Raw genomic sequence first — 24,386 nt, 5'->3', positions numbered from 1 at the left:
GTGCCCTCCCGGTCGGAAGGGCCAGTATAGGGCCATCGAAGATGCCAGCAATCTCGGGGAACAATCCAGGGAACAATCGGGGGAGTTGTGGGGAAAGCATATTGGCTTGGCTCTTGATAAATAAGGGATTTAATACCCATGATGCCCCTCGATTCCCCGCCTAAATGGGTTCGAGTCCCATCAGCCACCCCAAAATTTCCTTAGAAAACAGCCGCTTACAGCGGCTGTTTTCTTTTGGGTTCGAGGCGCGATAGCCTGGCTGGTAGGAATACGTTGTTCCGACTCATGCCCAGGAGCGGGTCTCGCTCGATCCGTTCCCATCTGACGAACCGGCGGCGGATGATGGAAAGGAAAGCCGTTCCCTCATTGGCGCGGGCTGAGCGAAACCGCGGGTCGTCGGACGGAGCTGCGAAATCCGCTCTGAAACGAAATCATTCAGGTCCCGCGGCGGTGGCGGCCGCGGGACCCGTTGAATCACCAGCGGTTTACCAGTGAAAACCGACTCCCACCGCGGCGCCGACATTGCCCCGGGTGTTCGTGGTCGCGTTTGCCTTGACTACCCACTTGCCGCTTTCGGACATGCTGGATATTCCGACAGCCAGGCTGCTCTGGCCGCCGTAAGTGCCGCCGCCAAGCGCGAACATACCCTTGCCGGGAAGCGTCGCCTGCGGCAGCGCAGCCATGGCCATGGCCGACGCCGTTCCGGCGTTGGCATCGTTGCGCAGGTTGCGCAGTTTCCCGTTCGTGTAGTTCACGATGTCGTTCTTGGTGTCATTCAACTGGGACACGTTGACGCCGTCGGTCGGAGCGGTACCCGCAGCCATGTTCGTGATTTGCCGCTCGCCACCGGCATAGCCCACCGAAACCGAGTTGTCGCGGTCGGTCGCCGAATCCGCGCCCAGCGCCACGCTATTGGTATTCGAGGCCTTGGCGCCGGCGCCCACCGCGACGGAGTTGTTGCCGCTGGCGCTTGCCTTCTGGCCGACCGCGGAGCTTCTCTTGCCGGACGCTCGCGCGCCGCTGCCGGTGGCGGTCGCGCCGGAAGCCGATGCCGTGGCGCCGGCGCCGACTGCCACGGTCTCTTCCGCGGCAGAAACCGCGTTGCTCCCGATGGCCACGCCGTTCTTCCCGGAGACGGCCGCATTGGACCCCGATGCGACACCGCTGGTGCCGGTTTGCACGGTCGCCTTGTCGGCGTCCGTGTTCGTGCCGTCGGCCTTGAAGTAGCGTGAGCCGTTGTCCAGGCTGCTGAACGTTTCGACGAACTTGTTCTCGACGTTGCTTACGCGGACATCGATATTCTCGACGCGCTGGTTGGTCTCATACAGTTGGCTGCCATTGACGGCGTCCGTGCTGGTCTTGGAGACCTCGCCCTGCTTGACGTTGGTGATGATCGTGCCGCCGGTCTTGCCGCCGTCGGTCGATGGCGTGCCTTGCAGGGTCACCTTGTCCTTGGGGGCGCCGGCCGCGCCATCGTAGGTCACCGCTCGGTCGTTGCCCGGCGGGTTGGCGGAGATTGCGCTGACCGCCGACTTCAATTGGCTGACGTTCACGGCGTCGGTGTCGGCGGCGCCGGCCGCGACATTGGTGATGCGGCGTTCCTTGCCGGCCGAGCCTACCGAGACCTCACCGATCGGGGTCAGGCCCGCCAGGGTGTAGAGCGCGGTGGGGTTGTAGGCGCTCGCGGTCAGGCTGGCGTTCGCGATGCTGTTGGCGCCCAGCGCCACGCTTTGCGCAGAATAGGCCTTCGCGTTGTAGCCGAGAGCGACGCTTTGCGTGGCGCTGCTTTGCGCGGCGACGCCGGCGGCCAGTGAGTTGCCGCCGGTGGCGCCATCGTTTGCATAGTTGGCGCCGATCACGCCACCGTCATTGACGCTGTAGTAGCGGGTTTTCGCCGCCTCCAGTTGGTCGAGATTGACGGCGTCGCCGCCATCGACGCCCGCTGCGACGTTGGTGATCCGCGTGCCGCCGGTTTTGGTGACCGAACTGTACGTGTTGCCGGTCAGCGTGATGGTGCTATGCGTGCTGTTGTCGTACTTGACGACATCGGCCGTGGAGTCGGCGGCTGCCTGCTTCAACTGCGCGACGTTGACGGCGTCGGAATCATCGGCGCCGGCCGACAGGCCGGTGATGCGGCGATTGCCCACGTTGACCTCGCCGCTGGCGGTGCCGCCCACCAGATAGGCCTGGTTGCCCAGGGTGGCGCCGGAAGCATTGGAACCCGCGCCCAGGGCGACACTGCCGTCATGGCTGGCGACCGCGCCCATGCCGATGGCGACCGAATCCTGGCCGATGGCCTGGGAGTCGGCGCCGGTGGAATTGGCGTGGAAATACTTGGTGCCGGTGTTGTAGACGTTCTCGATGCGGTCGCCGATGGTAGTCACATCGCCTTCCACCGCGGTGACGCGATTGTCCACGTTCGAGATCTGGGTGTTGGTCTCGTTCAGTTGCGACATGTTGACGGCGTCGCTGTCGCCCACGCCGCGCGCGACGTTGCGGATGCGGGTGCCGCCGGTCTTGGCGCTCGAGTCGTAGGCGTCGCCGGTCAGCGTCACGGTGTTATGCGTGCTGTTGTCGTACTTGACGACATCGGCCGTGGAGTCGGCGGCTGCCTGCTTCAACTGCGCGACGTTGACGGCGTCGGAATCATCGGCGCCGGCCGACAGGCCGGTGATGCGGCGATTGCCCACGTTGACCTCGCCGCTGGCGGTGCCGCCCACCAGATAGGCCTGGTTGCCCAGGGTGGCGCCGGAAGCATTGGAACCCGCGCCCAGGGCGACACTGCCGTCATGGCTGGCGACCGCGCCCATGCCGATGGCGACCGAATCCTGGCCGATGGCCTGGGAGTCGATGCCGGTGGAGTTGGCGTGGAAGTACTTGGTGCCGGTGTTGTAGACGTTCTCGATGCGGTCGCCGATGGTGGTCACGTCGCCTTCCACCGTGGTGACGCGGTTGTCGATAGAGGCCACCTGCTCGTTGGTGGCCTTCAACTGGCTACCGTTGACGGCGTCGGTGCTGGCGTCCGTGAGCTCGGCGGCGGCGACGTTGGTGATCTTGCTGGGGCCGACGCCGCCGTGGTTGGCGCTATAGGCGCCCGCGCCGCCATTGACCGCCGGGTCCCACAGCAGGGCGTCATTCTCCAGCCCGATGACGCGGTTGTCGACGTTGGTGACGCGGTTGTCCACGTTCGAGATCTGAGTGTTGGCCTCGTTCAGTTGCGACATGTTGACGGCGTCGCTGTCGCCCACGCCGCGCGCGACGTTGCGGATGCGGGTGCCGCCAGTCTTGGCGCTCGAGTCGTAGGCATCGCCGGTCAGCGTCACGGTGTTGTGCGTGCTGCCGTCGTACATTACCGCGTCGGCCGTCGACGCTTTCAACTGTGCGACGTTGACGGCGTCGGTGTCCTGCGTGCCGCCGGCCAGGCCATTGATCTGGCGGGTCTTGCCAGTGGCGGCATTGCCGACGCTCACGGCGCCCAGCGTGCTTTTCCAGGCGGCGCCCGCGTCGGTCGAGGCCATTCCGGTGCGAGGATTGTAGGCCTGGACGGAAGCGCCCGTGGTCGCCAGCGAGCCTGAGCCCAATGCGACGCCGTCGCCGACCGAGGCTACGGCGGCGCTACCTAGCGCAAGCGAATTGACGGCGGAGGCGGAAGCGATCGCACCGCTGCCGATGGCAATGGCGTTCGCTGCCCCTGTCTGCGCTTTCGCTCCCTGGCCCATCGCGATGGTGCCGACGGCCGAGGTCGCCGCTTGGTAGCCGATCGCCGTGGAGTTGTCGGCGGCCGCGTTGGCGGAGTTGCCCAACGCTACCGCGCTGCCCTTTGACGCGCTGGCGCCCAGACCCAAAGCCGTGCTCGACGAGCCGCTAGCCGTGGCATTGTGGCCGAATGCCGAAGCGGCGTCGCCGCTTGCCGTGGCGTTGGCGCCAACCGCCGCGGAATTGGCGCTCTTCGCTACGGAAGCAAATCCGATGGCCAGCGCATGATCGTTGGAAGCGTTGGCATTCAATCCAATGGCGATCATGTCGGTATGGGCGGCGTTGGCGCTCGCAGCGGTCGCGTTATGACCGATGGCCACCGTGTCGTTGTTCGAAGCCTTCGACGACTCGCCCATCGCCAGCCCGCTTCGCCCGCCCGCGGTCGCACCGACTCCGCCGGCCAGCGCGTTGATGCCCGTCGCGCCGTCGTTGTTGTAGTTTCCGCCGGCCACGCCCGCGTCGTTCACACTGTAGTAATGCGTCTGCGAGCTGGCGAAAGCGCCTTTCAATTGGGCGACGTTCACCGCGTCGCTGTCCGCCGTGCCCCCGGCTACGCCGGTGATCTGGCGATACAGGCCGTTTGTGGAATCGCCTACCGAAACGGCGCCGCTCGTGCTCGTCGTCGCGGCGATGGCACTGGCTTGAGCTGCGGTCGTGCGAGGCGGAATAAATGGCGCGACTCCAGCCGCCGTACTCGATACGGAGTTGCTGCCCAGGGCGACGCCGCCAGCCACCGTGGCGCTGGCTTCAGGCCCAGCCGCGAGGGACCTGTAGCCCGAGGCGGTGGCATGGGAACCGATGGCGGTACTCCAGAATCCAGAACCGAGCGAACTGTCGCCTATCGCCACGGAGGACGCGTTGGTGGCCTGCGCCGCGGAGCCGATGGCGGTCGAACTCGTACCGGAAGCATAGGCGCTTGGGCCGAATGCGGAGGATTGGCCTCCGACAGCGCGTGCGCCATTCCCGACGGCGACGTCATAGGCGAGTTCGGCGACGCTCTTGAATCCCAATGCCGTGCTGCCGTAACCCGAAGCCCGCGTCTCGGTTCCGATGGCGGTGCTGCCCTCGCCGGATGCGGTCGCGCCGATGCCTGCGGCCAGCGCGTCGGCGCCGGTGGCGCCGTCGTTCGCATAGTTGGCCGCCGGCGTTCCGCCGTCATTGACGCTGTAGTAATGCGTTTCGGCAGACGTCGCCGAGGCGACCAGCGCGCCCGCGATGGCGATCAAGGCACGCGACGAGCGTTTCTTTTTTCCCTTCGCCAATTCGGACGCCACGACCCATTTTCCGGTGGCCTCGTTAAGTATGCACTTGTAGACCTTGTTCATGATCAACTCTCAGTACAGTGAACCAGCAAAACAAACATGCGTGCTCTCGTCTCGCTTGGGGCGCTAATGCACGGCCTTTCGCGCCTTGATACAAGGATGGAGCGGTCCAGGATTTCTGAGGTTGGGAAACCGATGAATGGGGCTGCGGAAAATTCCGAACGTACCCGATTCCGCTATTGCGGCGAAACGCCTATTCGCCTTTACAGCGATATGCGGCGGCAAGCATCTCCGCCTTCAGCAGCAGGTCTGGATCCACGCGCAGCGCCTTGGCCAGGAGATCGACCGTCCATTCGCACAAGGCCACGTCGCCGCTGTCCAATGCCAGCAAGGTGGGAAGGCACAGATTGGTGCGCGCCTGAGTCGAGGCCATGGACAGACCACGATGGGTACGCCAGGCGCGCATTGCGCTGAAGCCTCGGGCTTCTATCAGCACCTGTACCGGCCCTGGAAGGCCCTCTCGGTGTCGCGGCCAGGGGTGGGGCGTCTCGGATGTCAGGACGTTGAGCTGACGCGTGGGTTGCGGCGCGACATAGGTGCTCTGGGCGCGTCGGATCGGCCGGACTGGCGTGAATTGCTTCATGGTCTCGGAAGAGGCATCGGGCACGGCCACAAGAGACGCCCGGCGGAGGGAGCCGCCGATCATGGCTGTTGTGTCTTCATGTCCGCGCAAGAATGCATGGGTCGCAGCACTTCCGGACCGGGAAAATTCCGCAATCCGCCGGGGAAATTTCCGAACATGGTTCTCGTCTCGCCGGCAACGGGGCGGCGACTAAGAACTTTCCGCAAAACATGAGGAAATTTCCACAGCAGGGGACGCCGGGAACTGTTGCAGACTTTAGCGGGGCCGGTTGCGCTGTGGCAGCCAGGCAGGCGGTGGTGGGAGGAGCTGATCAGATGATGGCGCGTGCATTGATAATCTCGGACAGGCTGTCCACTTATGAGGACTTTCGGCGGACGTTGAACCAGTATCCCGAGCTTTCGGTATGGGTGCTGGATGCATCGGACCTGCGTTTTTTCGAGCTGGAAGACAACGCGGAAACGCCCGAGTTGGTCATTCTGGATGTATTGGCCAGTCCCACCAAGTGCCTGGCCGCGACGGCCAGGGTGCGAGCCTTGTTCCCCAAGGCGAAGATCGCCGTCAGGGCGCTCGCGCTATGGGAGCGGTACCTGCCGCTAATTCTGCAGGCGGGCGCCCATGGCATCATCGACGGCTATACCTATCACAGCAGACACGCGATGTCTATGCTGATAGATTCGATGATGGCGGGAAACATCATCTACCGCATCCAAGGTTCAGACTGACCCCGTCGCGGCGTTCAATCCTTCGCCGGCAAGAGGGCATCGTTGGCCGCGTCGATCCCGCGGAAGGGTCATCAGCGCCTCCAGGGCCATGGGGCGGCCGAGCAGGTAGCCCTGCCCATGGCGACAGCCGAGCTGGTAGAGCGCCCGAAGTTCCGCAACCGTCGAAATGCCCTCCGCGACGACCCGCCAACCCATTTCCTTGGCGAGGCCCAGCGCGAATCTGACCGACTGCCGGGCAATCGGACTGTCGCCGACCTGAGCGGCGAACACGCGATCGAGCTTGAGTTCGTCTATGGGCAGGTCCAGAAGCCGGTCCAGATTTGCATAACCGACGCCGAAGTCGTCAATGCTGACTTGGAACCCGTATTGCCGCAGGCGGGTCAGCGCAGCCTTAAGCGCCTTGGCGTCGGCGGCGGGGGTGTCTTCGGTCAGCTCCACCCTGATAAGGGCGGGATCCACGCGTCTGCGCAATGCGGTCGACCTCAGAAAGTCGACATTGTCGTGCGTAGACAAGGTGGCGGCGCAGGCATTGACGGCCAGCGGCAATGGCCTGGACGCGAGGTTCAATGCGGCGCTGGCCGCCAGCGCAAGCTCTGTCACGCGTCTGAATAGCGGGGCTTGCATATTCATGCCCTGAATCGCGCCGATGAAGCGGCCCGCGGGCAACACGCCCCAGACGGGGTGATTCCAGCGCGCGAGCGCTTCGGCGGACTCGATGCGTCCGGTCTTCAGATTTACCTGGGGCTGGAACACGAGTTGGAGCTGCGAAGGATCCCGCAGCATTTCGATGACTTCGTGCTCATGGAACTGAATGAGTCGAGCCGAATTTTCCTGGCACCACATGGCGTGCTTCCCGGTTATGGTCGAGACAACATGCCTACAAGGCTAGCAACTCCGCCTTGCGGCAGGGGTAGGAAATTTCACATTCGGAGCCAGCCGCTGCTGTAGGAAATTTCCGCAGAAGGTTCCGAAATTTCGTCAGCCCGGGATACTGAGGAACACGTAGATTGCATCCGTGCGACAGTCATTCTTTGGTGTCCTGTCATGGATCCGGCCTCACTTCTTCGTCCCTGTCATCCCCCTTCCTGCGTACGATCGCGCTTGAGCCGTTCCACGACGTCGCGCGCCGCCATGGCGTTCGGCGGCGCGGTCGCCGCGTTTCCCGGTTTCACCGAACCCATGACCGCGCTCTGGCTGGAGCTGACATCGCTGGTCTGCGTCACAGGGTTCGTCGCCGCGCTGGTGGTCTTGATTCTGCTGGTCCGCAAGAGCCGGCAGCATCTGCGCTCCGAAACGCGTCTGAAGGATCTGCTGGCGTTCCAGACCGCGGTTCTGGACGCCATTCCGGATCCCATCGTGCTGCGGGACAAGGACCTGAATCTGCTGGCGTGCAACAGCGCATACGAGAAGCTGCTGCAGCGGTCGCGGGGGGCGCTGAGAAACACGTCGGTCGACCGGGCCTTGCAGATGTTGGTCTGTGACGTGGAGCTGGCCCAGATAGAAAAGGATTACCGCGAAGTCATGGCGACGGGCGTCGCACTGAGCAAAGACCGCGAATTTCACGTGCACGGCCGGGAGATGACGGTCCGGCACTGGATGGAGCCCTTGCGCAATGCCCGCGGCGCGGTGACGGGCGTGGTCGGTGGCTGGATGGACATCACGCACCGCCAGCGCGTTCTGAAGGAACTGGCGGTTGCCAAGGACCGCGCGGAGGGCGCGGACAGGGCCAAGACCACCTTCCTGGCGTCTGTGAGCCATGAAATTCGCACGCCCATGAACGCGATCATGGGCGTGCTGGAACTGACGTTGTCGCATCCGGGCTTGCCAAGTCAGGACCGGAGACAGCTGAGCACCGCATACGACGCGTCCAAGTCGCTGTTGTCGCTGATAGACGATCTGCTCGACCTTTCCAAGATGGAGGCCGGGAAATTCCAGTTGTCGCCTCGGCCTACGGCGCTTGTAGAGCTGGTCGAGGAGGTGGTGAACGTGTTCCGTCCCATTGCCGAAGGCAAGGGTTTGGAGCTGGTCCTGGAGGTCGATATGCCCGAGGGCGGCGCTGGCGCCTACCACGTGGATCCCTTGCGGCTGAAACAGGTCTTGAACAATTTCGTGTCCAATGCGATCCGCTTCACGCGGCGCGGCACGGTGCGGGTATTCGTGGGCGCCGATGTCCGGGAGGGAGACCTTCAATGGATCTCATTGAAGGTCGTCGACACCGGCGTGGGCATTCCCGCGCAGGCGATTGAATCCTTGCTGCAACCCTTCGTGCAGGTTGCAGAAACGCTGCCCGCATCGGACCGGGGCACCGGCCTCGGGCTATCCATTTGCGACAGGCTGGTGCGGAAGATGGGGGGCGCGATCGCGATAGAAAGCGAACTGGGCGTCGGCACGAGCATCTCCGCCCGCCTGCCGCTGCGTGAGGCGCCGGCGCAGCCTGCTTCGCCCGCGCGCATTGCAGCGTTCGAGCCGGTCGCGCCGGCGTGCGTGCCGCTGAATGTGCTGGTCGTCGACGACCAGCCGTCCAATGTCCTGCTATTGCAGCGCCAGTTGCAGAAGCTGGGCCATCGCGTTTGCTGCGCCCGCAACGGAGCGCAGGCGCTCGAGATGTTGGGCGAACAGCGGTTCGACGTCGTGGTGTGCGACTGCGCGATGCCCGTGATGGACGGCTACACCTTCGCGCGCATCCTGCGGCAACGTGGCGACGCGAGCGCCGCCTTGCCCATCCTGGGCTATACCGCGGGCGCGCACGAAGCGGAAGTCGAGCGCGCCAGGGCAGCGGGCATGGACCGGATTCTGATCAAGCCCGTGAACCTGAGTTCGCTGGGAAGAGCCATCGATGAGGTGGCGCATCGGAGCGCGCGGGGCCAGGCCGATAGCGTTGGCGCCGGCGTATGCAGTAACGCCGGGTTAGGGGACTGAGCGAAGCCATGCCGCACCTGGCTTGCCATCCGCAGGGCTGGCGACGCCGGCCCGGGCCCTGGCGAGAAGTCAGCGCCCCTGCCGCAGGCGATGCAGCTCGGCGCAGAGTCGTTCCAGCGCAGGCACGAACAAGGTGTTCAGCCGTTCGACCTCGGCGCCGTCGCCGCTGCGGGTGACGGCCTCGATGTGTTCGCATAGCCGCGTCAGCGATGCGCATCCGGCCAGCCGCGCCGTGCCTTTGATGCGATGCGCCAGCGCGCCGGCCCCATGCCAGTCCCGACTTGCGCAGCAGGCCCGATAGCCCGCCAGGTCATTGAGCCCGGTGTCGGCCAGGCTGTCGACGAGTTCGGCCACGACGGCGGCGTCCCCGTCGACCAGGCCGTGGAGCACCGCGGGGATGGCGGCGCATTCGCGGTCGTCCGGCAGACAGTAGCCGGCGCTCAATAGGGCTGGCAGCAGCTCCGAATCGGCGATGGGCCGGGCGCGATACGCCTCATCGTCAGCAATGGCGCTGCCCGAGGGCGCGATCCACAGGCGTATCGGCGCCTCCCCGACCGCGGCGGGCGGCAACGCCGCTGAAGCCTGCGGCGATTTTCCGTCCCACACGACAACTCGGGGGGTGGCCGAATAGCCCGACATGGCGGCGACATCCGGGCAGCTTTCCACCACGAGACCGAGGTTCTCCAGGCGGGCGCACAATTCGCGCATCCGCCCAGGATCGGATCCGATGACGAGCGCGAGATTCATCTGGTTCTCCGAGAGGCGGGCATGACGACTACCGGGCGATTCCGCACTGGCGCGCAAAGTCGATCAGTTCAAGCAGCGTCTGTACGTTCAGTTTTTCCATAATGCGCGTCTTGTGCGTGCTGACCGTTTTGTTGCTGATGAAAAGCGCTTCGCCGATTTCTTTGTTTGACATGCCGCGGGCCAGCATCTGCATGATGACAATCTCCTTGTCCGAGAGACGGCTCAGCCGATCCACGTTGTCGGCCGTACCGGCCTGCCGCGCGGAGTGCGGGCCCTCGGTGTTGGGAAAGACGGTGTAGCCGGCCAGGACGGCTTCGACGCAGCGAAGGATTTCGGATATTTCCTGCGACTTGCTGACGTAGCCGTTGGCCCCGGCGAGTTTTACGCGCGGTGCAAAAACCGACTGGTCCTGTCCTGATACCACCAGGATGCGGATGTCCGGTTGGATGGACTTGATCCGCGGAATCACGTCCAACCCGTTGATCTTCGGAATGTCGATATCCAGAATGACCAAACCAGGGTGGTTGTCCTTGACGGTCTGTATGGTGGACTGGCCGTTGTCGGCTTCCAGTATGCCTGTTACGCCCAACACCTGACTCAGGTGCGTCTTCAGGACCAGGCGCAACGAAGGGTGGTCGTCTACGACGAGTACTGTGGTCAAGTGCGACTCCGTTCTGTAAGGGGCGGAAAGGCGGGCGCGGGGCGGGAAGGCCGGATCGTCCGGTTTGCGTCAATGGGATTCATCGGTCCATCTCCCTATGCACTTGCGCAGCGTGGAAAGGCTGACGGGTTTGACCAGGAAGTCATTGAGGCCGGCTTGCCGAAGGCGCTCCACGTATTCACTCTGGACGTCGGCGCTCAGCCCCACCACGGGGAGGGTCCGTATGCGGGCATCGTCGTGCGCGCGAACCCGACGCGTCAATTCGAAGCCGTCCATGTCGGGCATGTGGCAATCCGTTAGCATCAACGCGTATGGCGCCCGTTCCAGTTGGTTCAACGCCTGCCTGCCGTCCGAGACCACATCCGCCTGCCACCCCAGCTTGTCCACCATATTTCGAATCACGATCTGATAAGGCAAATGGTCTTCCACGATCAGTATTCGGCGCGTTTCAAGAACGGCGCCATTTTCCCGTAGCGCCGCCGGGGATTTGGTAACAGGATGCTCCGTCTGCAACGCACTGAGACAGGTGCGCGCCAGTTCGCCAAACAACACCGGCCCGCCGGCCAGCATCTGCGCCGGGGACGTCCCTGGCGGCAAGGTCTCCGGCGCATATCCGCCCGGCGCGAAGTAAAGCGTGGCTGGCAGCGGCGAGGGTCCCGGTTGCGGCAATTCGACGATATGCAGGTCGGCGGCGCCGGGAGGCTCGACCGGCCGCATGCCCAATGCGCGCGCATATGCCTGAAGGGCGGCGTCGTCCGCTGCGCGGTGCACCTCGATGCGGATACGCTTGCCGGCCAGTATGGAGTCGGGCGGATCCAGCTGCAGGATGTGCAGGGGCAAGGTGACGTCGAACCGGCTGCCGACGCCTTCGGTGCTCTGCACTTGAATGCTTCCCCCCATCAGGCGGCTCAGGCGCATGCAGATCGCCAGCCCCAGGCCGCTGCCTCCGTATTGGCGCACGGTCGACGCATCGGCCTGCGAAAAAGGGCGGAACAACCGGCTCTGCGCTTCGGCCGAAATCCCGATGCCGGTATCCGAAACCGAGATCAGGACCGTCTGAACGGATGCGGCTGCCGCGGACCCGGCGGGCGCCGTCCTGACCAGGATGCTGATTCCGCCGGCCACGGTGAACTTGATGGCGTTGCCGATCAGGTTCAGGAGAATCTGCTTCACCCGCACCGGGTCGCCCCGATATTGCGCCGCGATCTCGGGTGCGACGCATGCGTCCAGCGTCAATCCCTTCTCCCGGGCCTTGGCCGAGAAGATATGCGTCACCTGGTCCAGCACCTCGCGCAGGCTGTACGGTATCGATTCGACCGGCACCGGACCGTCCTCCAGGCGGGAGAAATCCAGGATATCGCCCAGGATTTCGATCAGAAGCCGGGAGGCGCTGTCCGCCAGGTCGACCTGCTGGCGCTGATAGTCGTCCATGGGCGTATCGCGCAACAACTCGAGCGCGCCCAGCGTCGTCGCCAGCGGCGTGCGGATTTCGTGACTCATCGCAGCCAGAAAGCGGGACTTCGCCTGGGCATTTGCGTCGGCCTCAGCCTTGGCGCGGCTGAGCGCCTCTGCATCACGGTGCTCCTGCGTGACATCCAGCAGGTAGCCGTTCCAGAGGACCGAGCCGTCGGCGAGACGCCGGGGCAGGGCAGTGCCGACTCTCACCCATCCGTCATCGCCCGCGCGGTGCGTTGCCAGGTCGATCTGTATCGGCTTGCCGCCGTCGCGGGATGCGTCCACTGCCGCGTCGGCGGCAGGCCAGTAGTCTTCCAGGATGTTGGGCAGATTTCCCCTGCCGGACTGCTGGCGGATCTCGCGCGACGACATACGCAGGAACCTCTCGGTTTGGCCCACCAAATACGGGATCCAGCGATGGCCGCCGGGCTCCTCGCGGATCCGGAAAAATGCCATGGGCAGGGTTCGCGTCAGGTCTTCTACGGTGTCCCGGATTTCGCGGGCCTCGCGTTCGGCCGACAGGCGCGCGCTGGCATCGACAAGCGCCACCAGGGCGCCGCGAGGCGCGTCGTCATCGCCGCGAAAGGGCTGCACGATCAACATTCCTTCGATGGCCCGGCCGTCGGCGGCGTGTACTTCGATGACTTCGGCGATCGCCCTGTCCGCCACGGCGCATTGGGCGGCGAAGGCTTCCAACTGAGCCCCCAGCGACCCGGCCGCGCCATGCAGCGAGCCGGCCTTCGCCCCAATCAGCCGGCTGCGGTCCAGCCCCACCATGTTTTCGAAAGCCCGGTTCACGGTCAGGTATCGGTTCATGCCGTCGAGCGCTGCGACGAGCGTGGGGGTGGCGTCCAGCAGACGGGTCTGCATCTCGCGAGACGCCCGGGCTTCCCGCGCGTCGAGGCGCAGGCGCCGGGCTTCGGCCAGCATCTTCCGCAGGAAATGCAGCAAGACCAGTATGGCGGCGAAAAGCAGGAGGGCAATGCCGCTCAGGAACGCTTCCATAAAGGTCGACATGGCCTCGGGGTTCTCCGAAAGGAAGCCGGCTTGCCCGCTGCCGCCGGCGGACCACAAGCCCTGCGAATTTTGTTACTACATCATCACGGTGCAATATTCGCACAACGATTTTGTAACATAATTGTCGGGTATGTCGGTGGCGTCGGCGCGAAACAGACGTGCATTCCGTGGCGGCGCCCGGAAAGGCGGCGAGAGGATCCCACGGATGGACACCGGTCAGAAGAATTCATCCAGCAAGGCGTAAAACTCGAGGCGCCGCTCGTCGCGCTCGGCGCCGTACAGCTGAAAGAATGGGCTGACCCATTCCGATCCCAGATTGCGCTCGATGCTGCGTGCCGCAAGCGCCAGGTCCTGAAAACGGTCGCTGAACCCGAGGCGGCCGCAGTCGAGAAAACCTGTGAACCGGCCGGCTTCGGCCATGAAGTTCGGCAGGCAGGCATCGCCGTGGGTCACGACCAAGTCTGGCGTGCCCCGGGGCTTCAACGACAAAAGCTCTTCAAACAGATCCGTGGCGGTTCGCCCCAGCCGTTTCTGATCGAAATCCGTTTCGTCGACGAGGCCGGCGCTAATGCGATCCTTTGCGGCGGCCATGCGCCGCTCCAGACGATGGTCGAAGGGGCATTCTGCGACGGGCTCCTGATGCAAAGCGCGCAATGCCATCGAGACAATGCCTATGATTTGCGCCGGCGAAAGCTCGCCGGCGCTGGCCAGATCCAGTCCGGGCAGCGCGCTCATGAGCAGCCAGTGACGATTGTTCTCCTCCATCGTGTCCAGAACCAGAGGGGCGGGCAGGCCACGCTGGTTCAGCCAGCGGAGGCGAGCGATCTCGTCGGGAAGCTCGCTTAGCGCGCCGACCGGCTCCGACTTCAGGAACAGATCCCGTCCGCCGCCGAGGCGAACTCGGAACACGTCGGCGCCCGACTCTCCAATCGACTGGCGTTCGATTGGCGCTCCCCGGAACTTTTCGCCCCATTTGGCGGGAATACTCATGTGCTCGTCACTCCTTCGATGGCGGGATGAATAGGGGCAGGTTACTGCGCCGGGCCGGCGCAGAGGCGCGCGTAGCTCTGGAGTCGGCGGCATCGTCGCTCGCTGATCCTCACCAACACAAACGCGTCTTTCCGACATATATGTCCGCCTTCGGGCGGTCGTTTCTAATTATGGAGGCGGCGGTAGCGGTGCTGATAATTGGGGTTTATCGCGCCCAGTCGGTCCCGCAAGGCGCCTTGGGCTATTTCGTCCTGTACGAGATCCATAGAGGGGGAGAACTGCCGATACCAGTATTACCTATGGCCTTGTTATAGGACGGAGCCAATAGAACAATCCACTTCGAACTTTACTTCGAATGGATAGGCCGTATGAGAATCTCGTTTTTGCACACCATCGACACTAGCGAAGCCGTCTTCGGACTCGCGGCGATGAAAGCCGGTTGGTCATCGGATCAAATTCGTCATGCGACTCGCGAGGATCTGCGGCAGGCAATGGCGCAACAGTCGGCGCCAAACTGTGGCGCGCACGGCCGGGTCCACGAAGCGGTGCGGAGTTTGATGGCCGAGGCCGACGCGGTAATCGTGACGTGCGCGACGCTCGGCCCCGCAATCGACACGATGGGAGAAACCTCCGTTCCCATCATCCGGGCAGATGCGGCCCTGGCCAAAGCGGCGTCGCGCGCCGGCAGAAACCTCGTCGTGCTCTGTGCGGTCGAATCGAGCGTTGCGCCGAACCGAGAGCTCTTCGAGCTCCATGCGGCCGCCACCGGCGCTAGTGTGACTGTTCGCTTGATACCCAACGCCTGGGCGCTCTACCAAGAAGGCGAAACAGCCGCATGCATGGCGGCATGTGCGGAAGCGGCGGATGAAGCGTATGCCCAAGGCTTTGATGTCGTGGCGTACGCTCATCCATGGATGGCTGAGTCTGTGGAATTGATGAGAAGCAAGTGCCGACCGGTCCACGGTGTACAAGCGGCGCTGGACGCCGTGACTGATGCGCACTAACCCCCGCAACGTCCGCCAATGCAACGGGCCGCCCTAGGGCGGCCTGTATTGATTGTGGCGCTGGTCTCGTGCGGCTCTGCCATCCCCTCGCAGCGCGGACGTTATCGACGTAGGCGATCTGATCTGATCTGATTTCCGGCGCGCTGCGCAAAATCCCCGCCTCAATACTTCTGATTTCCGACCGGACGCCGCACCGCGGGCTCTAGAGTGATTCCCGACCTAAACGGACCGGGGAATCGCCATGACCAAACTGGAAATCTACGACCACCGCGCGCTGGCGCTGGTGCCTCCCGACGCCGTGCTTGAAGTCCTGGCCACAGGCTGCACCTGGAGCGAGGGGCCGGTCTGGATGCAGGAGGATGGCAGCGTGCTGTGGAGCGATATTCCGAAGAACCGCATGATGCGCTGGCATCCCGACGGCGGCGGGCGCGTGTGGCGCCAGCCGGCGGATTTCGTCAATGGCCATACGCGTGAGGCGGGCGGGTCGCTGCTGCATTGTTCGCACGGCCGGCGCGCCGTTCTGCGTACGCGCTTCGGGCCCGACCTGGCGCCGCTGGGTAATGAAATCGTGGTCGACCGCTACGAAGGAAAGCGGCTCAATTCGCCCAACGACGTGGTGGTCAAATCGGACGGAACCATCTGGTTCACGGATCCCCCCTACGGCATTCTCTCCAACCATGAGGGATACAAAGCAGATTCCGAGTTGGGAGACAACTTCGTGTTCCGGTTCGATCCGGCAAGCGCCATTCTGGAAGTCGTCAGCGACTTCGTCGAGGAACCCAATGGCCTGGCTTTTTCGCCGGACGAGTCGGTGCTCTATGTGTCCGACACCTCGGCTGCGCTGCGCACCGATGGCGGCGGCAATCATCACATCGTGGCCTTCGACGTCGCCGGTGGCCGCCGCCTGCAAAACCCCAGGGTGTTCGCGCAGGTCGACCCGGGTGTGCCCGATGGTTTGCGGGTCGACATGCAGGGCTGGGTCTACACCAGCAGCGGCGACAGCGTCCAGGTCTATGGCGCCGACGGAAGGCGGCTGGCAAAGATTCCGGTGCCGGAGAAGGTCGGCAACGTGGCGTTTGGCGGGACGGGGATGAACCAGCTGTTCATTTGCGCCAGTACGTCGTTGTATCGCATCACCCTGAACACCAAGGGAATTCCATGAAGACGAAGCGCAAACACGGCAGGGCGGAACATCGGGCTGTTGGGCGGGAGGTCCTGTTGCTGGTCGAGAAATGCAGCCACTGCTTCAGCACCTATGACCTGGCCACGGGCGAGCGCATCGCCTCCGTCGCGCTGCCCGACTATCCGCACGAATTCGTCATCGACAGCCATTGCCGCTACGCCTATGTCGGCCACTATGGGGTGGAGCATTCCGGCGTGGCCGGCCCTGGCGGGCATTCGGTGTTCCAGATCGACATCCGCGCGTCCGAACTGGTGCGCACCATCGATCTATCTCCCTACAACCGGCTGCACGGCCTGCAGATCGACGCGCAGGACCGCCTGTACGCGCTCAGCGAGGAACGCTCCACGCTCTTGGTGCTGGACACGCCGCAGACGGACGCCGCGCCCAGGCGCGCGGTGGGCAGCGGCGGGGTCAAGAGCCGTCTGCTGGCGCTGTCTCGCGACGGGCAGACGGCCTATTGCATGAACCTGCTGTCGCATACGGTCGCCAAGGTGCGTCCCTGGGACCCGCTGGCCGCGCCGGTGCTGTGCCAGCCCGGCGAAAAGCCCGAGGGCTGCTGTCTCAGCGCGGACGAGCAGACGCTCTATGTGACGAACCGCTGGAGCAATACGCTGGCGGCGATCGACACCGCCTCGATGACGGTCAAGCGCGAGGCGCCGTCCAGGAACGATCCCACGCGCCTGTACCGCTATCGCGACGGCCGCATGCTCGTCACCAACTACGGCGAGCGCAGCCTGTCCATCGTCGATCCGGACACCTTGCAGGAACTGGCGCACGTGCCAACCGAAGCGCGCGCCATCGCCTTGTCCTTCCATCCGTCCAGGCCGCTGGCCTATGTCTCGCTGGACGATGACAGGGTGGGGCTCTTCAACCTGGAAACCCGCGCGTTCGAAAGCTATATCGCCACGCAGCGCGAACCCGACGTGTCCAGGGTCGTGTACCTGTAGGGGGCGGCGGGACCCGGGAGGAGCGTGTCGCGATGACCAAGTCTATTTGGGCCTGGCTGATGATGCCGCTGTCCGGGTCGGCCACGCACAGCATCGCGGATTGGGCCGCCTGGCATGCGCGGCTGATGGTGCTGGCCTGGGGCATCCTGTTTCCGGTGGGCGCTTTCGCGGCGCGCTTCTACAAGGTATCGGCGCATCAGGACTGGCCCAGGCAGCTGGACAACAAGGCGTGGTGGCTGGCGCATCGCGCGATCCAGAGCCTTGCCGTGGCGACCATGACGGCGGGTTTGCTCCTGGCCTTCGGTTCGGGCCGGGGCGAGAGCGCGGCCGCGGTGGTGCACGGCTGGCTCGGTTGGCTGCTGTGCGCGGCGGGGTGGCTGCAGGTGGCGGCCGGCCTGTTGCGCGGCAGCAAGGGCGGGCCTACCGATGTCCGGATGCGCGGCGACCACTACGACATGAGCCGCTGGCGGCTTGGCTTCGAACGCCTGCACAAGGCGGGTGGCTGGCTGGCCATCGTGGTCGCGGTGCCGACCATCGCGATCGGGCTGGCGGTGGCGGACGCGCCGCGCTGGATGGCGCTGGTGCTGGCGTGCTGGTGGGCCGCGCTGCTCGTCTGGTTCTGCCGGATGCAGCGGCAGGGGCGCTGCATGGACACTTACCAGGCCATCTGGGGGCCGGACGAGCGCCATCCCGGCAACCGGATCGCGCCCGTGGGCTGGGGCGTGCGGCGCTACTCGGCGCAATCCTGGCTGGAGCGGCCGGGCCGCTGCAAGAAACACTGACGGCGAGGTGGCGGCATGCCTGGGCTCGAACTGAACAATGTGGTCAAGCGTTATGGCGACGTGACCGTCGTGCAGCAGATGAATCTGTCGGTCCATGAGGGCGAGTTCATGGTGCTGCTGGGCGAGTCGGGCTGCGGCAAGAGCACGACGCTGAGGATGATCGCCGGCCTGGAGGAGGTCTCCGAAGGCGAGATCCGCATAGGCGGGCGCGCGGTGACCCATCTGGCGCCCCGCGACCGGGACATCGCGATGGTGTTCCAGAACTATGCGCTGTATCCGCACATGAGCGCGGGCGAGAACATGTCGTTCTCGCTGCGCCTGGCCCGCCAGCCCGCGGCCGAGGTCCAGGTCCGGGTGCAGGAGGCCGCCAGGATCCTGAACATCGAGCATCTGCTCGACCGCAAGCCCAAGGCGCTGTCGGGCGGCCAGCGCCAGCGCGTGGCCATCGGCCGGGCCATCGTGCGCGAGCCGCAGGTGTTCCTGTTCGACGAACCGCTGTCCAACCTGGACGCCAAGCTGCGCGGGCACATGCGGGCGGAACTGGCCATCCTGCATCGGCGCCTGGGCAAGACCACCGTATACGTGACTCACGACCAGACCGAGGCCATGACCCTGGCCACGCGCATCGCGATATTCGACCGCGGCCGGATACGGCAGGTGGATACGCCGGCCGAGGTGTTTTCCCGGCCGGCGAATCTGTTCGTCGCGGGTTTCATCGGCATGCCCACCATGAATTTCTTCAACGCGCGCGCCAGTGTCGAAGACGGCCGGATGCTGTTGCGCGGCGAAGGCTTCGCCTGGCCCGCGCCGCAATGGCTGGCGGCGGCCGCGCCGCGGCCGGACCAGGCGCTGACCCTGGGACTGCGGCCGCAAAGCCTGCGCGCCGGGGCCGGCGGACCGGCGCCGCTGAACGTGCTGGTCGACGTGGTCGAGTACCTGGGCACCGAGAGCCTGGTGACCGGGCACATGAATACCCCGGGCGGGCAGCGCGTGTCGGCAGTCTTGCCCGGCAACGCGAAAGCGCGGTTGCAGCAGGCGCTGGCGCTGCAATTCAGCGACGAAGACCTGCACGTATTCGATACCGACAGCGGCCTCAGCCTGCGCGGCTAGAAAAGGCCCATTGCATTTCTTTCCACCTATCAGGAGACAAGCATGAAGCGACGCGATTTCATGAAAAGCAGCGCCATTGCGGTATTCGGCGCCGGCCTGCCGTTGAGCGGCGCGATGGCGCAGAACCGTTACGCCAAGTACGCGGGGCAGACGGTGGTGTTCAGCATTCCGGCGCACCCGCACTATGACGCCATGCTCAAGATCCTGCCGCGGTTCACCAAGGAGACGGGCATCAAGGTCGAGACCGACCGGCTGGCCATGGGCCGCATGAAGGAAAAGCAGCTGCTGGAGATGGCCAAGGCCCAGGGCGACTACGACCTGGGCTGCTATGTGGTGATGTGGAAGGGCGAGTACGTGTCCAAGGACCTGATCCATCCGCTGGACCCGTTCTTCCAGAACGCGGCGCTGGTCGATCCAGCTTACGACATTCATGACATCGTCCCGATCTACCTGGAGAACCTGGGCCTGGTGGGCGGCCCCAAGGGCTATCTGGCCGGGCCGGGCGCCAAGCTGTATGGCCTGCCCTATGGCGCGGAAACCTCGGTGCTGGCCTACCGCCGCGATCTTTTCTCCAAGCATGACCTCAAGCCGCCGGCCAATTACGACGAGTTCCGCGCCTTGCTGCCGCTGGTCAGGCAAAAGACCGGCATCGGCGCGCTGGCCTCGCGCGGGCAGGCGGGCCACCAGGCGGTGCACGCATGGCTGCTGCACCTGAATCCGCTGGGCGGCAGCGTGTTCGACGACGAATGGCATCCGCGCTTCAACGACGAAGCGGGCCTGGCGGCGCTGAAGTTCCTGCAGGAAGTCGTGGCCACCGGCCCGGCGGGCATTCCCGGCTATGGCCAGGGCGAAAGCAACACCGCTTTCCTGCAGGGCCAGGCGGCCATGTACCTGGATTCCACGCTGCTGGCCGGCCTGGTCAACGACCCGGCCAAGTCCCGCGTGGCCGGCAAGGTGGGCTGGGCGCTGCATCCCATGGGCACGCGCCGCGCCTCGCAGTCCGGCGGTCTGGGCCTGGCCGTGGCCAAAAACGCCAGGAACGCCGACGCCGCCTTCCTGCTCATGCAGTGGCTGACTTCCAAGGCGCAGGACAAGGCGGTGACGGCCGCCGGCGGCGTGCCCATCCGCAATTCGACCCTGGGCGACGCGGAACTGATGCGCAAGTATCCGGAATTCGTCATCTTCAAGGAGGCGCTCAAGTACTCGAACCCGGACTGGCGGCCCATCATCGCGGTCTGGGACAAGATCAACGTGCAGGCGCTGGGCGTGGGCATATCCGAGGCCCTGACGGGCAAGAAGACCGCGCAGGCCGCGCTGGACGACATGGTGCCGCAGGTCACGCAGATCATGCGCGAAGCCGGCTACAAGGTCTGAGGCCCGCATGCGCACTCCCTCCTGGGCGCCTGTCCTGTACCTAGGGCCGGCGGTCGTGGTGATGGCGGCGGCCTGCCTGTATCCGGTGATCTCGGCGTTTCAGCTGGGGCTGCACGACTGGAGCATGGGCACGCCCTGGAGCGAGGCGCGCTGGACCGGCCTGGACAATTTCGTTTCGGCGTTTTCCAACGCCCGGGTGTGGTCTTCGCTGTGGACCACGCTGCTGTTCGCGGCGGTATGCGTCAGCGCCGAAATGGCGCTGGGCATCGCGCTGGCCCTGGCGCTGGAGCGGCCGGTGCGGGGCACGGCCGTGTTCCGCACGCTTTTCATCCTGCCCATGATGATCGCGCCGGTGGCGGTGGGGCTGGTGTGGCGCTACATCTTCGACGCGCAGTTCGGCCCGGTCAACGCGGCGCTGGCGCTGCTGCGGATCGCGCCCGTGGCGTGGCTGGCCGAGCCGGCGCTGGCCTTCATCGCCATCGTGGTGGCCGACATCTGGCAATGGACGCCGTTCGTTTTCATCATGATGGTCGCGGCGGTGGCCAACGTGGACGCCGCCGTCATCGAGGCCGCGCGCCTGGACGGGGCGCGCTGGTGGCAGATGACCTTCCGGGTCAAGCTGCCCATGATTTCGCACGTGATCGCCATCACGCTGATGATGCGGCTGATCGACGCCTTCCGGGTGCTGGAAGTGGTGTACGTGCTGACCTTCGGCGGCCCGGGGGACTCCACCGAGATTCTTGCGCTGCACATCTACAAGACGGCCTTCGTCGGGCAGCAGCTGGGCGTGGCCGCGGCCATTTCCGTGCTGCTGCTCGTGGTGGTGGCCGTGCTGTCCTGGGGCGCGCTGCGCCTGTCCAATCCCTTGAAAGCGGACCGCTGACGCCCGCCATGAACCGATCCGTATTCCCGCGCTGTCTGCACTATGCGGCGCTCGTCGTGCTGGCGGCGCTGTGCGTGGCGCCGATCGCCATCATCTTCGCCACCAGCCTGCGCCAGCAGGTGGACATCTTCGCCGAACCGCTGAACTTCATTTTCGCGCCCACGCTGGAGAACTACCGCGCCGTGCTGAAGGAAGAGCGCTTTTCCCGCTACCTGGCCAACAGCCTGATCGTGGGCCTGGCGTCGACCGCCATCACGCTGCTGCTGGGCTGTATGGCGGCTTATGGGCTGGCGCGTCTTCGCTTCCGCGGCCGCGCCACGGTGGCTTATGTCACCTTGCTGCTGCGCACGGTGCCGCTGGCGGTGCTGGCGATTCCGGTATTCATGATCTGGAATGCCTGGCATCTGGTGGACAGTCTGGCCGGACTGGTGCTGCTGTACGTGGCGGTCAACCTGCCTTTCACCATCTGGCTGCTGTACGGGTTCGTGCTGCAGGTGCCGGTGGAGCTGGAGGAGGCCGCCGCCATCGACGGCTGCGGCCCGGTCCGCGTGTTCGTCAAGGTGATCCTGCCGCTGATGGCGCCGGGGCTGGCCGCGGCCTCCATCTTCACGTTCCGGATCGCCTGGAACGAGTTCATCCTGGCTTTGGTGCTGAGCGGCCGGCAGACGCGCACGCTGCCGGTGGCCGCCTCGCTCTACATTACCGACATCGGGGTGGACTGGGGACGGGTCATGGCCATGGGCGGGCTGATCGCCATCCCGCCGCTCATTTTCACGTTCGTGGCCGCGCGCCAGATCATCACCGGGCTGACGGCGGGCGCGGTCAAGGGCTAGCCCGCTGCCAGCTCGCCGCCCGGGCCGGCCGGTATTTGGAGCTGCCTCGGCGGGCTTGCTATAAAGACGGCTGCAGGATTTTTGCAGGGGTAGTCCAATGTCAGTTCAATCCATGGGCCGCTACGGCGCCGCGCTGTGCCTGGCCATGCTGGTTTCCGGGTGTTCGATGTTCGGTTCGGACAAGCCGCAGGCGCAGTCGCAGCGGCAGACCTCCAGCGCGTCCAAGGTCACCGCCGAGTGCAAGGCGAACCGCAAAAAATGCCTGTACGAGGGCGCCTACGAATCCGGCGAGCGCGATTATGCGGAAGACGAAGCCAGGCGCCTGAACCTGGCCGAAGTCGAACGGCTGCGGCGCATGGGCCGCTGAGCGCGCCACGGGAGCCGGACATGGACGACGTGCTGGCGGACGGCAATTACCGGGGCTGGTCCTACGTGATCTGCGCCACGCGGTCGGGCGCCCAGGCCGAGTGGACGGTGTACATCGAGGGCATCGCCGACCCTGCCGGCGATCCGCGCCAGGACATGGCCGACGTGGGCGGCAGCTTCGCGAGCAGCGACGAGGCCATCGCCACCGCGCACTCTTTCATGCACAGCTTCATCGACGCGGCGCAGGGGCAGGACTAGCGCGCGAAACAAAAACCCGCCGGGTTTCAGCGGGTCTGGTGCTGCTAGCCTTCGTGCCTGCTTTTCTTCCTGCGTCGGTTGGCGGCTCGGAGTATTTCTCCTGATTCGAGCCGGTACACGCCGTCACCTTCCATGGCCACTGCGCCGCCGGTGGACAGGCGGCAGACCAGGACGGTGGATGCATCGGCGTCGGGACCTGTCGTGGGCTGCTGAACGAGATGCCTCTCGATCCGATACTGGACTCCCGCTGCGGAGACCGCGATCACATCCTCCAATCGTCTGCACGATATTGACATGATGACCCTCCCTCGCGCCATCTTGAAACCGATGGCGCCGGAGTCATCGTCACAACAGGGTCCGGTGCTGTCAATGCCGCAATCCCGCATTCCAACGGGCTTGCGGCGGGCCTTCCCAGGGAGCTTCGTGCATACGCACGAGCCGGGGCATGCATCTGGGCTAGGGCGTTTCTAGCCCGGATTCGCGCTTGAAAACCGGCGCGGCCTATTCCAGTTTCACTTTGGCGGCTTCGACGACCGCGCGCCATTTCTTGTGGTCGGCGGCGATGGTCTGCGAGAACTGCGCCGGCGTGGTCGGCATGGCGGTGGCGCCCTGCGCCGCCAGGGCGTTCTGCACATCCTGCAGCGCAAGAATATTGTTCAGCTCCTTGTTCAGCGTCTGGATGATGGGGGCGGGCGTATTGGCCGGCGCGAGCAGGCCGTACCAGACGCGCACGTCGAAGTCGGGATAGCCGAGCTCGGCCACGGTGGGCACGTCGGGCATGGCGGCGCTGCGCTTGAGCGAAGTCACGGCCAGCGGCACGGCCGAGCCGGCCTTGATCTGCGGCGCGGCCGAGGGAATGGAGGTGAAGATCACGGGCACCTGGCCGCCCAGCAGGTCGGCCATCGCCGGGCCGGACCCTTTGTAGGGCACGTGGACCAGCTTGATGCCGGCGTCCAGTTGCAGCAGTTCGGCGGCCAGGTGGGTGATGGTGCCGGCGCCGGGCGATCCGTAGTTGATGGTGTTGGGCGCCTTCCGCGCGGCTTCGATGAGCTGCTTGAGGGACTGGTAGGGGCCGTTTTTGGCCGCCACCACCACCAGCGGCGCTTCGCCCACGATGCCGATGGGCGCGAAATCCTTGAGCGGATCGTAGGACAGCTTGCTGTAGAGCGAAGGCGCCACCGCCAGGTTGTCGACCTGGCCCATGACGATCTCGTAGCCGTCGGGCTTGGCGCGGGCGGCGGTGCCGATGCCGATGGTGCCGCCTGCGCCCGGACGGTTCTCGGCGACGACGTTCCATTTGACCGAATCCGACAGCTTGGCGGCCACGGTGCGCGACAGGAAGTCGGTGCCTCCGCCGGGCGTGAACGGCACGATGATCCGTATGGGCTGGCTGGGATACGGGTCCGCCGCGGCGGCGGGGGCGCAGGCGGCGAGCGTGCAGGCCGAGAACATCAAGGCTCGTAGCATCATGGTT

At 65.1% G+C, this 24,386-nt stretch carries 20 protein-coding genes; 12 read left to right on the top strand and 8 right to left on the bottom strand.

All coding sequences use genetic code 11. The features are described from left to right. Positions 1–485 precede the first annotated feature (485 nt). Together C1I89_RS09975 and C1I89_RS34045 are read right to left on the bottom strand one after the other, a co-directional pair. Complete coding sequence (locus C1I89_RS09975) at positions 486–5,081, bottom strand: YadA-like family protein (protein WP_108627528.1); 4,596 nt, start codon at positions 5,079–5,081, stop codon at positions 486–488. Between the two features lie 190 nt (positions 5,082–5,271). Then, positions 5,272–5,661, bottom strand: a complete 390-nt coding sequence (locus tag C1I89_RS34045) for a hypothetical protein (RefSeq protein WP_146196882.1) — start codon at positions 5,659–5,661, stop codon at positions 5,272–5,274. A 314-nt stretch (positions 5,662–5,975) separates the two neighbouring features. Here C1I89_RS34045 and C1I89_RS09965 point away from each other — a divergent pair, with 314 nt between their 5' ends. After that, complete coding sequence (locus tag C1I89_RS09965; protein WP_102772576.1) at positions 5,976–6,383, top strand: hypothetical protein; 408 nt, start codon at positions 5,976–5,978, stop codon at positions 6,381–6,383. Here the strand turns inward: C1I89_RS09965 and C1I89_RS09960 are convergent. Beyond that, positions 6,375–7,226 carry an EAL domain-containing protein gene (locus C1I89_RS09960; RefSeq protein ID WP_102772575.1) on the bottom strand — a complete coding sequence of 284 codons (852 nt, stop codon included), beginning with the start codon at positions 7,224–7,226 and terminating at the stop codon, positions 6,375–6,377. The two genes, C1I89_RS09965 and C1I89_RS09960, sit on opposite strands and share 9 nt — an antisense overlap. 258 nt (positions 7,227–7,484) lie before the next feature. Here C1I89_RS09960 and C1I89_RS09955 point away from each other — a divergent pair, with 258 nt between their 5' ends. Beyond that, positions 7,485–9,302, top strand: a complete 1,818-nt coding sequence (locus tag C1I89_RS09955; protein WP_181390915.1) for an ATP-binding protein — start codon at positions 7,485–7,487, stop codon at positions 9,300–9,302. Positions 9,303–9,371: 69 nt separating this feature from the next. Here C1I89_RS09955 and C1I89_RS09950 read toward each other — a convergent pair whose 3' ends face one another. The 4 genes from C1I89_RS09950 to C1I89_RS09935 all read right to left on the bottom strand — a co-directional run bounded on the left by C1I89_RS09950 (position 9,372) and on the right by C1I89_RS09935 (position 14,172). Further along, the gene (locus C1I89_RS09950; RefSeq protein ID WP_102772573.1) at positions 9,372–10,049 is read right to left on the bottom strand and encodes an Hpt domain-containing protein; all 678 of its coding nucleotides are present in this window, start codon (positions 10,047–10,049) and stop codon (positions 9,372–9,374) included. A gap of 28 nt (positions 10,050–10,077) precedes the next feature. Continuing rightward, positions 10,078–10,710: a response regulator transcription factor gene (locus C1I89_RS09945; protein WP_102772572.1), complete on the bottom strand. Its 633-nt coding sequence runs from the start codon at positions 10,708–10,710 to the stop codon at positions 10,078–10,080. Positions 10,711–10,779: 69 nt separating this feature from the next. Continuing rightward, positions 10,780–13,182, bottom strand: a complete 2,403-nt coding sequence (locus C1I89_RS09940) for a PAS domain-containing sensor histidine kinase (protein WP_102772571.1) — start codon at positions 13,180–13,182, stop codon at positions 10,780–10,782. A 216-nt stretch (positions 13,183–13,398) separates the two neighbouring features. After that, on the bottom strand, positions 13,399–14,172 hold the full coding sequence (locus C1I89_RS09935) for an APH(3')-II family aminoglycoside O-phosphotransferase (RefSeq protein ID WP_102772570.1): 774 nt from the start codon (positions 14,170–14,172) through the stop codon (positions 13,399–13,401). Positions 14,173–14,540: 368 nt separating this feature from the next. On the opposite strand from C1I89_RS09935, the gene C1I89_RS09930 reads away from it, so the two are divergent. From C1I89_RS09930 to C1I89_RS09885, 10 genes are all read left to right on the top strand, one after another. Then, on the top strand, positions 14,541–15,176 hold the full coding sequence (locus tag C1I89_RS09930; RefSeq protein ID WP_102772569.1) for an arylsulfatase: 636 nt from the start codon (positions 14,541–14,543) through the stop codon (positions 15,174–15,176). Between the two features lie 241 nt (positions 15,177–15,417). After that, positions 15,418–16,338 (top strand): SMP-30/gluconolactonase/LRE family protein, encoded by a 921-nt coding sequence (locus tag C1I89_RS09925; protein WP_102772568.1) that lies wholly within the window; start codon positions 15,418–15,420, stop codon positions 16,336–16,338. 56 nt (positions 16,339–16,394) lie between these two features. Further along, on the top strand, positions 16,395–17,306 hold the full coding sequence (locus tag C1I89_RS09920) for a YncE family protein (protein WP_308810269.1): 912 nt from the start codon (positions 16,395–16,397) through the stop codon (positions 17,304–17,306). 32 nt (positions 17,307–17,338) lie between these two features. Beyond that, the gene (locus C1I89_RS09915) at positions 17,339–18,088 is read left to right on the top strand and encodes a cytochrome b561 domain-containing protein (protein ID WP_258231374.1); all 750 of its coding nucleotides are present in this window, start codon (positions 17,339–17,341) and stop codon (positions 18,086–18,088) included. A 15-nt stretch (positions 18,089–18,103) separates the two neighbouring features. Further along, the gene (locus tag C1I89_RS09910) at positions 18,104–19,198 is read left to right on the top strand and encodes an ABC transporter ATP-binding protein (protein ID WP_102772566.1); all 1,095 of its coding nucleotides are present in this window, start codon (positions 18,104–18,106) and stop codon (positions 19,196–19,198) included. Positions 19,199–19,240: 42 nt separating this feature from the next. Then, on the top strand, positions 19,241–20,572 hold the full coding sequence (locus tag C1I89_RS09905) for an extracellular solute-binding protein (protein ID WP_102772565.1): 1,332 nt from the start codon (positions 19,241–19,243) through the stop codon (positions 20,570–20,572). Between the two features lie 7 nt (positions 20,573–20,579). After that, positions 20,580–21,455 (top strand): carbohydrate ABC transporter permease, encoded by an 876-nt coding sequence (locus tag C1I89_RS09900; RefSeq protein WP_102772564.1) that lies wholly within the window; start codon positions 20,580–20,582, stop codon positions 21,453–21,455. Between the two features lie 8 nt (positions 21,456–21,463). After that, the gene (locus C1I89_RS09895; protein ID WP_102772563.1) at positions 21,464–22,288 is read left to right on the top strand and encodes a carbohydrate ABC transporter permease; all 825 of its coding nucleotides are present in this window, start codon (positions 21,464–21,466) and stop codon (positions 22,286–22,288) included. A 97-nt stretch (positions 22,289–22,385) separates the two neighbouring features. Continuing rightward, positions 22,386–22,655 (top strand): hypothetical protein, encoded by a 270-nt coding sequence (locus C1I89_RS09890; RefSeq protein ID WP_168202089.1) that lies wholly within the window; start codon positions 22,386–22,388, stop codon positions 22,653–22,655. Positions 22,656–22,675: 20 nt separating this feature from the next. Beyond that, on the top strand, positions 22,676–22,912 hold the full coding sequence (locus C1I89_RS09885) for a hypothetical protein (RefSeq protein ID WP_102772562.1): 237 nt from the start codon (positions 22,676–22,678) through the stop codon (positions 22,910–22,912). A 501-nt stretch (positions 22,913–23,413) separates the two neighbouring features. On the opposite strand, the gene C1I89_RS09880 is transcribed toward C1I89_RS09885, so the two are convergent. Beyond that, positions 23,414–24,379: a Bug family tripartite tricarboxylate transporter substrate binding protein gene (locus C1I89_RS09880; RefSeq protein ID WP_102772859.1), complete on the bottom strand. Its 966-nt coding sequence runs from the start codon at positions 24,377–24,379 to the stop codon at positions 23,414–23,416. Positions 24,380–24,386 lie beyond the last annotated feature (7 nt).

Origin of the sequence: Achromobacter pulmonis, from assembly GCF_002885955.2 — a bacterium.
In the GTDB taxonomy this organism is placed as follows: Bacteria; Pseudomonadota; Gammaproteobacteria; order Burkholderiales; family Burkholderiaceae_B; genus Achromobacter; species Achromobacter pulmonis_A.
The sequence above is the reverse complement of the archived record's forward strand: the minus strand, read 5'-3'. Positions and strand labels throughout refer to the sequence as shown.